The sequence below is a fragment of the Psychromonas sp. psych-6C06 genome (genome assembly GCF_002835465.1).
GTDB lineage: Bacteria > Pseudomonadota > Gammaproteobacteria > Enterobacterales > Psychromonadaceae > Psychromonas.
Window position 1 is genome coordinate 115853 of the sequence record NZ_PIZM01000002.1, and the last position, 14070, is coordinate 129922.

The window sequence follows — 14070 nt, forward strand, 5'->3', positions numbered from 1 at the left end:
AAAGAAGCGTTTACATATTTTGTATGTGTTCATTCCATGTTTTCCATAAGTTATTGTCTAATGAAAAACGTTTAATAAATTGATTGATATCAGATTCTAATAACCTAAAAATATAGCTTTGATCTGATTTATTGAAAGTGACTTTATCCGCACCTAGTACCATTCTTCTTGGATTACTTTTCTTTAAAGGCGTATACCGATCAAACGTTGAAATACAGAGGAAGTCTTCTATTTTTTGTAATGTATTTTTATGATCTGCAATTAACTCTTCTAACGATATAACTAAAATATTGTTTTTTCCTAATTGCTCTACATATGGATCTATGCGTTGATTGTAAAGAGATAGATTAAATAAATGTGTATTTTCCTTCCACCTATTATCAGCTAATAAATCACTACTTAACTCTCCCCTTGAAATATGATGAGCTAATTGTGACTCAAGCCTCTTAATCGGGTCTCTGACTAAATAAATAATTTTAGCGTTAGGCGCAATGGCTTTTATTTGAGTAGCAGCAGTATTAGAGGCCGGAAACTTGGAGTAATGGGTTGAAGCTTCAAAAATAACTTTATTTTTCTTGGTAAATTTATCCCATGGCCACAGTGAGTAATATTCATTTTTACTGAGCAGATTTAAATCTCTCACCGCAAAATAACTTGGCTCTTTTACTGAGCATGGAAGCACTTCAGGGTGCTGACTTAACATATCCCATAACGTGCTAGTACCGCACTTCATTCCACCAATACAAATAACAGGGAGTAAGCTGAAATCAGGTTTTTTTTTGTTTTTATTGAAATTCATTGCTTTCGCAATTGCTCGTTCCCAAAGGCTAACAGAAGCTTTTTTAGTTAAACTTTCATCACTAGATGCACCTGTTACCTTAGCAGGCTTGTTTTGGTTATTAAACTCATTAACAACCTCATAACGAGCAGATATATCGCTTTCAATGTTCATTGTGCCAGTCGAAATTGTGATACTTTGCGCAATACCATCAGAAACATTTCGTTTAGTGTACTCAGGCCTTACTATTTTTCCATTAAGCATAAAAAAGGTATTAAATGGGTCATCAGTATAAAAAGTAACTCCTTCCAGCTCCTTTATAATAAGATCTACACTCTTTCCTAAAACGGGGTCGTTTATTGACGTAATATTAATAATACAGCCTTTTTCTAAACGAATAACCTCATACTCTAAAAATTCATTGACACGGTTATAGTTGAGTAACTTAGAAGTCGAAACCACATTAATTTTAGATTTAGAATAATCAGAAAGTTTTTTTAATGCAGCGATAGCTTCTGGCGTAAATTTATTATTAGTATCTTTGATATTACCAAAATGCTGAGTAACAATAGCGTACTGCTGATTGACAAAAAGCGACTCAAGCCTTTCTGTGGTTAACTGTAAATCCAATAAAGAAGGATGCCATAATACAGCTTCATTCTTATCTTTCCCCCAAAAAATAGCTCCTCGAGCTTCATAATATTTTTTTTCATCAGCATTAACAAAGTAACTATGAAAACGAGGAAAGCCCCATATATTTTCTCCATTTTTTAATTTTAATGGTGAAAGCATTGAGGAATGCCCAAATATATCTCTTTGTTTAGGGTTCCATATATATTTCACCCCAATTTTTTTACATATATCGTAGTGATAAGAAGCATCATCAGGGGTAGCTCCTTGCATATAAGAGTAAGCGCCTAAATTCTGTGTATTATTTTCATCACCATGATTAACCCAAACATCAAAGGTGAGCTTGTGTTTATCTAAAAATTCAAACGATTTAAGTGCATAATCTCTATTAAAGTTATTAGATGCCTCTGTCTGTGAAAAATTTCCATATGTATGTAACGTATCAATCCAATCTTTATTTATATAATATTTTAGTTTTCGCCAATACGGTGCCAGCTTTTCCGTTCCCATATCAAAAAAAGCTAGCTGCTTACCAGATTTAGCATTACTTGCAAACATCCAAATAGAATCAGAAAAATTTAATTCTATTTGATGTCTAGGGTGCTTGATTAGGTCATGGATATATTCAAAATTTTCTGGTGTTGTCGAATCAATATCGCTCGAGATAGCTAGCATTGCTTTGTAAGGATACGGAAATTTTCTTAATTTAATATTCATATTTAACCTAGTTTTATTACATTTAACTCTAGAGTCGCGATACTTTCCTGCGAACGACGCTGTTTAATATTCTGAGATGATAGCTGTGATCTGTTTTCAAAATCACCATCAGTCATGACTATTGATTCAATCGCATTTGCAATTTCTACATAATTTTCTGCGGTAGCAAGATATCCTTCATCGTCATTTAAAAACTCAGGAATTGCAGCTACCGAATTAGTTACCGGCACTAACCCCGAAGCCATCGCTTCATCCCGAGACACCCCCTGTGTATCCATCCGACTTGGACATAAGAACACTCCATACTCTTTATGCAACTTTGCAATTTCATCTTGAGTTAAGAACTTCTGCTCTATTTTAACATTGCTAAAATGTTTAATCGGCGCTAACACTTCATCAAATAAAGGCCCATCGCCAACAAAATGAAACTCTAACTCACTAAAAAACGTTTTCTTAGATAACTCAAGAACTGCAGAAACCGCTAAATCATTTGCATATATTTTGCTTGCATAAGGGCGAATTGACAGAATCTTTTTACGTTGATGCGCCTCTTTTTCTTGATAAGTAAAAAGGTCTGTATTGATCGGATTTGATATTATTGAATAGCTTAGTTCATTACCGTCAACGCTATAATCCTCCATTGTTGTATCAGCTAAATAATTTGAAACAAAAACAAAGTGAAGATTTTCAGATTTATACTTTAATACTGTATTCCAAAGAAGCTTTTTCTCTTCGAACTGAGCTTCGCCCACTGCAATTTTATCTTCAGTATCAAAGAGCACTTTGCGTCTATACCATGGCTGCACTTCTGCACCATGCACCCAAACGGTCACTTTAATTTTATCAATAAACTCCGACAACACTTCCCACATCTGCGCATCTAAAAAGTGCACCAGTACATGTTTATACTGCCCTGATTTCAGCATTTTTCTTAAAGCAGCTTGTGCACCGGTGATCACATTAATATTCTGAAATTCGTGCCAACTGATCGGTTCACCTTGGCGCAATCTAAAGATATCAACATTGACATGATGCTCTTGATACGCTTTAGCGCGGCTGTGTACAAACCCATTACGGTATAAATCATCATAGCTTGGGTAATGGTTAGTTAAAATCAGAAACTCCGATTGGCCAAACACTTTTTCTGGTTGTAAGTCTTTATGCCCAAAAATAAGCGACTTGATTTTAGCCTCACCGCTCGAAAGCACACGCAGGCCAAAACGGATAAATTCAGTTTCAAAAGGTAAGTCGACAGTGTGGTTACGGTTTGCCTGCAAAATATGGTGGCTAATACGTTGTTTATTAGCATCAAGATATAGCAATACGATAGATATATTTAAACCGGGTTCAATATCAAAATGTATCGGCAATGTAGCATTAACTTCAGCTTCAGAAAAATCAACACGCGCGATATCCTGATTTGCATATAAATAATCATGCTTTGCATCGGCCAACGTAGAGTGAACATTTAAACCACCCTGTTCAGCTTCAAGTTTCACTTGTTTAGCATCTTTAATTTTAAGTAGCTCAGTAAACTGCTCTCCTTTAATCGACATACAATTATCAGCTTGACTGAGTACAGGTTGTATTTTTTCTGCCTCATCGAGTAACTCATTTAAGCTTATCCCTGTATTAAATGGCAAATCTGCGACTTTGGTTTCTACTCCAGCTATGTCAGCATCATACAGTTCTAGCCCCCTGTTCAAACAATAGTTATATGGGTCGATCGAAAGTTGTTCAGGGTATTGATAAGCGCATTCACTGACTGTTTTCAACCATTGTTTACAGGATACATCATTCAATAAAGTGAGCGATATAATTGCACTACGCGCACTTAATTTATTAGCAGATTGGTAAAAAATATTCGTTTTCGGCTCAATCAGGTGTCCTTTTTTCCATTCGAAACAAGCCCCTTTACCGATAACTTTTGCACAACTATAACGTGTGGCTAATACTAAATCGTGTAAGTATGCTTGCCCCACATAGTCATGAACAGAAAAGTAAGTTATCCAACTTGCCTCAGTGAATAGCTCTGCCAGAGCATGCTGATTAAATTCAGAGTGTAATAATAACGTTGTCTTAAATGGTGCTTGCTTCAGCCCCTCTTCAAGTTCTTGCTTAACCTTTTTACTATTAACAACAACGACTAATTCTGTTGAGACATGCTCCTGCTTATTTACGTTATTAAGTAAAATCTCTAATTGCGCACTATTTTTTATTTTACTGACGATACCTATTGTTGGTAATGTCATTGTTAGCGGTTTATTTAATACTTTGTTTTGAACATAATTGAGTCTGTCTTGATAAGTGTGCTCAGACATCACTTTACGAAGCGCAATCAATTTTAATCGTTCAATACCATGTGCCATGCCTTCAACTTTTTGTAGCCTACTAACCGCCTCTTTACCATCATCAGTGGTAATAACGAGATCAGCAAATAACAGCCTCACCCCCTGTGAAAAATTACTAATCGTAACGGTATTGCTTGCTAATAACTCATAAACTCGACGCGCAAACATCGACTGTGATTGTTTTATCGAGTTTAAATTGATCGCATAATCATAACCTTTATAGGCTTTATCGATCTCTTTAAAGGGTAATGTGCCAACAATATAAGGGTTATACACCTCAGGAAATTGGTAGTTACTATCCTGTTTACCATAGTTCCTATCGTAAATATCTAATGTTTTAAACTTTGGTAAGTCTTTAACAAATGATTCGAGATCCTTTGTTCTTTCGGGGTATTTAACGTAATAAGCGCCTGCAAAACTAACAGCAGACTTACGTTGATACTTTTCTAATGGATTATTAGTTAGTGGTTGACAAGCAAAAGGTAAAAAATATACGTTTTCATGCTTTAACGCGGCTTTATAGCGTTGAATACAATCAATATCTGTTGTGAATACATGGTCAAATCGCTTCGCCGTATTTAAAAACGTTTCAAAATGAATCGGATCTTCTTTATTCCAAAATGCCGTCGGCACGTTATGTGCATTACACCACTTTATGATGTTTTTTACTTCATCGCTGAGGTGGCCAACTTTACTCCCCCAAAGCTCATCTTTTCCGCGCCAAGCAGACTCAATAAATAACATTTCAGGTTGAAATTCTTGCAACTCTTTTTGCCAATTAGCTGGCGTTAATTGCTGTAATTCACATTCGGGCAAATAAGATTGATAAGTAAAATTATCCATGATGCAAGCAACTTTTAGGTTACTATTTTTTATATGATCATTAAGATACAGTGCGCTAATATCATCGGCATTTGAGTGTAACTCGATCGTCACAGTATTCTCTTTTCGCTCAAATGCAGGTGATGTTTTCAACGAATGACTTATTTTGCTTTCTAGGGGCGTAACTGGCTTTGCTCTGTTTGTTGATTGTTTATAGAGTCGCCAAAGCCCAACAGGTAATTTAGCCCAGCCAACCGGCGTTTTAATATGTTTTTTTAATAAGGTTCCAGCTTTAAAAGTATTGCTACTTCTAATCGCAAGTACGCGCTTTTTAGCGAGAACATTTTCATTATTTGCTTTTTTTAAGCTTTCCTTTAATTGCTCTACCTCTAACTGTAATTTCCTACGATGTTCAAGCTCAGCTTCCCATTTATTTTTTAATTCAGGTATTTGCTCTGCAGTCGCCGTTCGGTACTTTTGATTGGCGTTATCGAGCAAGCGCTCCAGTTGTGAGCTGTAATTATTAAGCCTATCTATCTCTTTTTTAGCATCCGCACATTGTAGTGCCAAAGTTAGTTGCGCATCTTTACTTTGTTCAATCATTAATGCTTTCTCTGCAAGTTGCTTTTCTAGTTCAATAACATTTGATTTGTCATCTGCATTAGTTTTTTCTAAATGTTCACTTTTGATATGGGCACTGCTGAGTTGTGCTTGAATATTACTGTATTCAACCTTGAGTAATCGTATTTTTTCACTCTGCTCAGATAGCTCTGTACTTAGTAGTTGTAGCCTTTCATTGGCAACGTTTAAGCTAATCGCTGACTTATCGAGTTCAATTAACGTTTCCTCATGTTCATCCCATAAATCAGATAACTCAACATTTAAAGATTCATTTCTTTGCTCAAGCAAGTCTTTCTCTTCAGATAAAGCGCTAACCGAAGCTTGGTATTGCTCGGCTAAGGTGACTTTATTAGCATTTAAAATCTTTAACTCATTACGGAATTCAGCAGACAATTTATCCATTTTTACTGTTATTGCTTTCTTCGATTCTGACTCAGTAACTAATGAAGCCTCAAGTTGCGTTACTTCATCAAATAAAGTAGCTACTTCTTGTTCCAGATCTGATTTTTCTTGCTTTATGAGCGTCAAGCTTGCTAAAGATTGCTCTAATTGTTGACCCACTTCTTGTAATTGAAGTTTATCGTCCTGCGCCGATAACTCTAGTTCATCAAAATTAGCCTTAACTTCTTTAAATACAATTGTACTTTCTGTTAGTTTTCTTTCTGTTTCAGATAAATATTCAGTACAAATAGCATAGCGTTCGCTTAAATCCTGTTGCTGTTGATTTAGAGACGATAGCGTATCAGTCAGATGTGTAACCTCAGCACCTAACTTGCTATTTTCATCGCTAGATGCCTGTAAATTTTTATCCTTTACTTCCATCGACGATTGTAAAGCAATCACTTCTCTCTGAAGAGACTCCTGTTCACTTAGTTTTTGTTGTTCGATTAAAATTAATTTATTTTCTAACTCTGCAATACGTTGAATATGAGTAGATTGCTGTTCAACTAACTCATTTATACGCTGATTCTCTTGTAACTCCTTTTTTAATAGAGTAACCAGCTCTGACTTTTGAGCCTTTAACTCTTTTTTTAAACTTTCGATTTGTAAAAGCCCCGTACTTAGCTGCTCTTGAAGTACTGACTCATTTTCTTGCGATGAAAGGATTATGCTAGCTTTATCATCATTGAGTTGTTTTAAATCATCAATGCGCTGACAAGCCAATCTATATTTCTCATTTGCGGCATCAAGCTTCGCATGCACTATAGAAAGTTGCTCTTTTTCTTGCTCAATATTTCGTAAGCTTTCATTTAACTTTAAAAGCTCTTGCTCTAAGGATTTATTTTGCGCTCTTTCTTGCTCAATAGTATTTGATTGCTTACTAACTGCATCATACTTTTCTTGCAATACTGACAATTCAATTTGTCGCTCATTTGCACTTTGCGTTACATTGCGGTATTTGAGGTTGCATTCATGAAGCTGCTTTCTTAACTGCGTGGCATCCATTTGCGCACTGTATAGTTCGCGTAAATTTTTTGTAACAATATGATTGATTTTATCATCCAGTGATATTTTTTCATTGGCGATATAAAGATGTGTTGGGGAAGCATTAAAAGTATCCCAGTAACTATATCCAAACTCAGTTAATAAATTACTAATAGTTGTGAAATCAGTTTCTGATAAACACTCAATATAGATATCAGGCTTATCACGAAGAATTAAGGCCTTACCACCTTTTAAAACTTCGAGTTCAAACCCTTCGACATCAATTTTAATTAGGGAAATTGGAGCTTTCCAGTCGAAACTATCTAAGGCTTTTACATCAAAAGTTTCAATATCGGCTTCGTCAGTAATTTCGATGCTTTGCCCACCTAAATTGTCATTGTTGATAGCCTCAAAACAAGCTTTTTCTTCTTTAGCCCCTAATGCACAATCATGAATAGTAACTTTATTCTCTAACCTATTTTCAGTACGGCTGACTTCCATCGCTTCACAAAGGGATTTATTAGGCTCAAACGCATGCACGTTGCACTTAACTACGCTCGCTAGGTAAAGAGTATGATTACCAACATTGGCACCTACATCAATTACATTATCGCCTTCAGATAAACGGGATCGCATATCTTCTAACATAGATAATTCATAAGGCACTAAAGCGGTTGCAATCTTCTTTTGAATATAGTCAGTTTCTTTATGCGGTAAGCAAATCGTATAATCAACACCGTGCTCTCGCAGTAAAACAAGGTTCTTCGTCATCTTTTTTATCAACTTATTGTTTGAGTTAACATTAATGGGTTAGCCCCAAACACCACGGGTATCGATTAAATTTTTGAGTTTACTGCCTTGAACTGTCGCATTTTTAAATTCTTTATGATCAACCAGCAAGACTGAAATATCAGCTTGCTCAAAAGCAACATCCATATTTACAAGGGTGCTATTAGCGAGTTTATTAGCAGGGAGGGAGTCAATATTAGGCTCAACAATGAGTACATTTCCTGCATGAAATGCATCAATTTCTGTGGTAATTTGTAAAGCAGGGCTTTCACGCAGATCATCAATATCAGGTTTGAAGGCAATACCATAACAAGCGATGGTGACATCTTTAGCCGATTTTTCAGGGTTAGCCGATAAGAATGAAGCCAGTTGTAATTTCACCTGCTCGATCACCCAATGCGGTTTACTATCATTCACTAAACGTGCAGTGTGAATCAATTTTGCTTCATCAGGTGTTTTAGCAACGATAAACCAAGGGTCAACGGCAATACAATGCCCACCAACACCGCAGCCAGGCTGTAATATATTGATACGCGGGTGACGATTGGCAAGCTCAATTAACTCCCACACATTAATATCTAACTTATCGCAGATAATTGAAAGCTCATTGGCAAAGGCAATCTGTACATCACGACAGCTATTTTCTGTCAGCTTTGCCATTTCTGCAGTACGTGCATTAGTGATCACACACTCCGCTTTAACAAAAGTTTTATAGAGTAAAACAGCTCGCTCAGAGCATTTTGCAGACATTCCCCCTATCACACGATCATTTTCGACTAATTCACGCACTACGTGCCCGGGTAATACACGTTCAGGGCAATGGGCGACATTTACATCAGCCACATCACCGACTTGTTGAGGAAAAGAAAGATCTGCTCTTGCTTCAGCTAGCCATTGAGCTACGCTCTCCGTTGCTCCAACAGGTGAGGTAGACTCTAAAATAACCAAGTCACCTTTTTTCAACACAGGAGCAATCGCATCACAAGCAGACTTAATATAAGTTAAATCAGGTTCATTTTTCCCTTTAAACGGCGTAGGCACCGCAATCAAGAATGCATCCGCAGGCTCAGGTGTACTAACCGCTTTTAAGTACCCTTCGGTTACCGCCGCATGTACTAAAATATCAAGCTCTGGCTCAACAATGTGGATTTGACCTTGGTTGATGGTATCGATTGCATGTTGATTAACATCTACACCAATCACTTTAATCTTGCGAGAGGCAAACATTGCGGCAGTTGGTAAGCCAATATAACCCAGTCCGATAACTGATATTGTTTCGAATGACATTTTATTCCCTTAGTTTTATTTTTTTGAATTAAGCTTGTTATTATTTTTATGCTTATTTTCATATAATGATTAAATTAGTAAACCCACCGGCTTTATATTTATAATGACAGCGTATCCAGAATACGTTGACATGCTTCCCCGTCACCATAAGGGTTATGAGCAAAGCTCATTGTCTGGTAAGCAGTTTCATCTGTTAACAACTGGTTTAAGTTTTTTACGATTGTATCAACATCTGTCCCAACCAGTTTCACTGTGCCTGCTGACACCGCTTCAGGACGCTCAGTTGTATCACGCATTACCAGTACCGGTTTCCCTAGAGAAGGCGCTTCCTCTTGAATGCCACCAGAATCGGTTAAAATAATATGTGATCGATTCATCAAATAGATGAAAGGTAGATACTGCTGTGGTTCAATCAGAAAAACGTTGTCAATTCCAGCTAAAATACGATTTACAGGCTCCCTAACATTCGGATTTAAATGCATAGGATATAAAATTTGAACCTCAGGATGTGCTTTAGCTGTTATCGCAAGTGATTCACAGATACGTTCAAAACCACCACCAAAACTTTCTCGTCGATGACCTGTCACTAAAATCAACTTTTTAGATTCATCTAAGAACGGAAATTTTTTTGCTAACTCACCGTTAAGTTCAATATCGTTTACTATTTTGTCTTTGACTAATAACAAGGCATCAATCACCGTGTTACCAGTGATGGTTATGGTTTTATCTTCGATATTTTCTTTCAGTAAATTTTCTTTAGAAGTTTCAGTTGGTGCAAAATGGTATTTCGTTAATGCTCCCGTTAAACGGCGATTTCCCTCTTCGGGCCAAGGCGAATAAATGTTACCAGTACGTAACCCCGCTTCAACATGCCCAACTTCAATCTGTTCATAATAAGCGGCTAAGGCGGCCGCTAATGTTGTCGCAGTGTCACCATGTACCAATACCACATCGGGTTTAAAGGATTGCAATACAGGTTTTAAGTTTAATAATATTCCAGCTGTTACATCATTTAGTGTTTGACCTGCTTTCATTAGATCTAAATCGTAGTCCGGAGAAATATCAAACAGTTCTAGCACTTGATCCAACATTTCACGGTGCTGTGCTGTCACACAGACTTTCGCCTCAAAACGTGCATCCTTTGCTAGCGCTTGTACAAGTGGTGCCATTTTAATCGCCTCTGGCCTTGTGCCAAATACGGTTAATACTTTTTTCATGTTAATCCCTATTTAAGTTCTTTGATGACAGATATTACGATTTTACCAATGGCAAAAATGGACATATTAACCACAAAAAAGAGGGCTAAATTATACAAAATTTGCGGGTATTTATTAGATTCGCTCAAGGTTGCACTTTCAACTACCACTAAATATTTAATTTGGCGATAGGCTTCGATGCGTGATTTTTCTAAGGAGATTTGTGATGAGGTATAAGATTGTAATGCGAGCTCCATTTTCACTTTATAATCCGTAAACTTAGCGAGTATCTCACTGACAGGCATTTTATCTTTTCCTGTTTGCGCCAATTTATTTTTTTCTGTTTTAAGCTGGTTATTTAATGCTTTAAGTTCATTTTTTAATGCCAGCATTTGTGGTGCTTGATTACTCATGATTGACTTCATGGCTTTAAGCTCAGCTTGTTTTTTAGATATTTCACCGCGCAGTGAATAGGCAATCTCTTGCATCGCCATACCTTCAGCGGATGGGTCAAGTAAATTATACTGTTGCTGAAAATTAAGCAGAGATATTTGCGCACTTTCTAGGCGATTTTCAATAATAGCATGTTCACCTTGTACAAATGATAATTGTGCATTGGCAAGCTGGTGGCCGATCGAATTAATATACCACTCAGCACGTTCAACAATCGTATTTGCTAACTTTTGCGCATAATCACTATCGAAACCTTGTACATATATAGTGATAATGCCAGATTTTTCATGGATATCGACACTGATACGTTGATAATAATATTCAATAAGTTCTTCGCGTGTGTCACTTGCATGTATACGGCTAAAATAGTCGATTTTTTCTTGGCTATAATGATCGCGTAAATTAAGGGTTTCATTTAAATAGATAAGCATGTCTGTTGAGTAGATATAAGCTTTGACCAATTCAGTATCTGAATTACCTCCAGCCACTCCCATACCCGCTAATAGTGCCATATTAGCATCCATGGTTGCCATACTGTCTGGTTGTTGGACTATCACCTGTGCTTGGCTTTCATAGCGCGGAGTCGCAATAAGTATTTGATAAATAGCAAAAACAGAAAAAGGTAGAACAACAAATATTAAAAATGATGAACGCAATAGCTTTTGGATGTATGTTTTTTGCTCTTCATGAGTAATTATATTCGGATTACTTCGCGTAGCTTGCGCTTTTTCTTTTTCTGCTTCAATATTTTCTTTTGGCGCTTCTGCTAATTTTTTAAGTTGTCGTTTAATCGCATTTTTTTGTAACTGTTGCAGGTATTCTACATCTTCCAATAATAACAAAGCGACTTCAGGTGATTGTTTGCTATGAAGCCTTACTTGTTTGGCTAAAAAAACAAAATTTTTAAGTTGTCGTAATTCAAATGATTTTTTTAAATTTTCATACTCTAATTCGCTATCTTTGCTCTCAATCTCACCATTTTTCGCTACTGCTTGAAGCTCATCACTCTGTTTTTCAATCCGATTCAATAAGTGTACTTTATGCTTACTTTGCAATACATTTACTTGCTTTAAAATACGCAATGATAGAGATGGGTTCTCTTCTGCAAGTAACTTAGCATGACGTGATAAGGCCGCAAAATTATTAACCTGCTTAGGATCTAATGAACTAATAAACTCTTGAAACTCTTCTTCTATCATTTTTATTTCGCATCCACCGCTTATTTAAACGACAGGCACTTTCCTTTTATTTAACGGCTAATTGCTTGTTTCCAGCTATTTTGATAACAAATTAATGCTGCGACAATGATTATTAACGTGCATAAATTAAGATATTGATGACTTACTCCCATACTTCCGTAACTCGGATAAGCAGCAAAACGCGTTAATTCAACTGCATGTAATAATGGATTCCAGTCTAATAGATACCAATATTCCTTCGGAATATCTTGCAAACTAAAAAATATTCCAGATATAAAAAATATCGGACGCATCGCTAAACTGCGTAACTTCTCGAGTTCAGGAACAAAACAGCGCCCCAAGGCAAATAGCAACCCCAACGATGTTGCAATCAACCACACTTGTACGAAACATTTTAATGCGAACAAACTATTACCGATCACTACTTCAATGCGCAAGAAGTAAGCGATCAGGTAAATAAATAGCAATACAAATAATTTTGTTAAAAACTCAAAACTAGCGATAGCAATAACTGAGCTAATAGGTTGTACTTGTCGAAAGGCAAACAAAGACTTATTGACATTTATTGATGCCGAAACCGACGCCACAGTAGCCAAGAGCATTTGCACCAACACCATGCCATAAACCATGAAAAAAAAAGTGGGTATAGTATGGGTAGTTCCACCATTTATCATTCCTCTCATTAATGACAGAATCATGATAAATGCAACTGGCGAAATCACCGACCAAGCAATCCCTAGCTTATCGCTAAACTTACTTTTTATTTCTCTCAAAAATATGGCAAATATTACATCGCCCCAAATTTGTAGGGTTGAGCGTTTTTTTACTAATGCCATTAGAGATAGGCCTCAAGGTTTAAAGGCTTGAAAGCTTGAAGGCTTGAGAGCTTAAAGGCTAAAGAGCTAAAAGGCTTAATCATGGCTTTACAATTTTTGTTCATTATTTTTCGACTGTAAGTGTTGAATTGCTTTATCTGCGAATTCATTTAATTGATTATAATGTTGCTCTTTGATAATCAGCTCGATAATTAATAAATCAATATTCAAGTAGTCGTGCACTAACCCATTCCGCATACCAATTATTTTTTTCCATAACGTCAATTCTTCGCTACTTATTTGGTTGTGCTCTTTTAGCAAAGAAAACGTTTGATACGCTTCGTTGGCACTACTGCCCTGAAGCCCTTTTAACCAGTGCTTCGCTAAACCGATACACATTTCAGTGAAAATTTGTAGAAGGCGCTCTGTTGCACGGTAATCACGCGCTTTAAAATTGTTCGCTAACAAATCTTCTCTTAATTCGTCTAGTTCTACTTTGTATTGTTGTTGATGCTTTTTAGCCTCTATCAAATACAATTGTAAACCTTCATTTATCATGAGCCTGATTCTCTTTTTTGATATTCGTATAAAGCATAAATTCTATCTTGCTCTGTGAATGCACGTGCTGTTTTAGCTTGGTAAATCACTTTCCCGTATTCAACAACATTGAATGCTAAATACACAGGCACTTGATTAATATCTATCACGCTCAATTGTTCTGAGCTTAACCCTGTTGCTTCACACCATTCGATAGCAAGCGTATTGGGCCTTAGATATTTGTCTAAGCTAGAAAGGCTAAAATTTTTAAAGGCTATCGCAATATCATAATCGCTATGTACCTTATGTGTTCCCACCGCCCTTGAACCATATATCCAAACCACTTCGATATCTTTATTAATGGTCGCCAACTCAACGAGTTTTTCAATGGCATCATCATTCACTTGCGACATAGGCATAAATGACTTGTATTGAGGCTTGAAAGGTTGA

General features: G+C 36.5%; 8 protein-coding genes. All 8 read right to left on the bottom strand.

What is annotated here, in order from left to right:
- Positions 1-10: 10 nt before the first annotated feature.
- Positions 11-2125, bottom strand: coding sequence for a sulfotransferase (locus CW745_RS03660; protein WP_101107171.1), 2115 nt, complete (start codon positions 2123-2125; stop codon positions 11-13).
- 2 nt (positions 2126-2127) lie between these two features.
- A complete protein-coding gene (locus tag CW745_RS03665; protein ID WP_101107172.1) occupies positions 2128-8115 on the bottom strand; it encodes an FkbM family methyltransferase in 5988 nt (1995 codons plus the stop codon).
- A gap of 39 nt (positions 8116-8154) precedes the next feature.
- On the bottom strand, positions 8155-9420 hold the full coding sequence (gene wecC, locus CW745_RS03670) for a UDP-N-acetyl-D-mannosamine dehydrogenase (protein WP_101107173.1): 1266 nt from the start codon (positions 9418-9420) through the stop codon (positions 8155-8157).
- 98 nt (positions 9421-9518) lie between these two features.
- Entirely contained in the window at positions 9519-10637 is a 1119-nt protein-coding gene (gene wecB, locus CW745_RS03675) for a UDP-N-acetylglucosamine 2-epimerase (non-hydrolyzing) (RefSeq protein WP_101107174.1), read from the bottom strand.
- Positions 10638-10645: 8 nt separating this feature from the next.
- Positions 10646-12268: a lipopolysaccharide biosynthesis protein gene (locus CW745_RS03680; protein ID WP_101107175.1), complete on the bottom strand. Its 1623-nt coding sequence runs from the start codon at positions 12266-12268 to the stop codon at positions 10646-10648.
- A gap of 50 nt (positions 12269-12318) precedes the next feature.
- Positions 12319-13104: an ABC transporter permease gene (locus tag CW745_RS03685; RefSeq protein WP_101107176.1), complete on the bottom strand. Its 786-nt coding sequence runs from the start codon at positions 13102-13104 to the stop codon at positions 12319-12321.
- A gap of 87 nt (positions 13105-13191) precedes the next feature.
- Positions 13192-13641 carry a DUF86 domain-containing protein gene (locus tag CW745_RS03690; protein WP_101107177.1) on the bottom strand — a complete coding sequence of 150 codons (450 nt, stop codon included), beginning with the start codon at positions 13639-13641 and terminating at the stop codon, positions 13192-13194.
- Positions 13638-14033 (bottom strand): nucleotidyltransferase domain-containing protein, encoded by a 396-nt coding sequence (locus tag CW745_RS03695; RefSeq protein WP_238596684.1) that lies wholly within the window; start codon positions 14031-14033, stop codon positions 13638-13640. Before CW745_RS03695 ends, CW745_RS03690 begins: the two co-directional genes overlap by 4 nt.
- Positions 14034-14070: the final 37 nt, after the last annotated feature.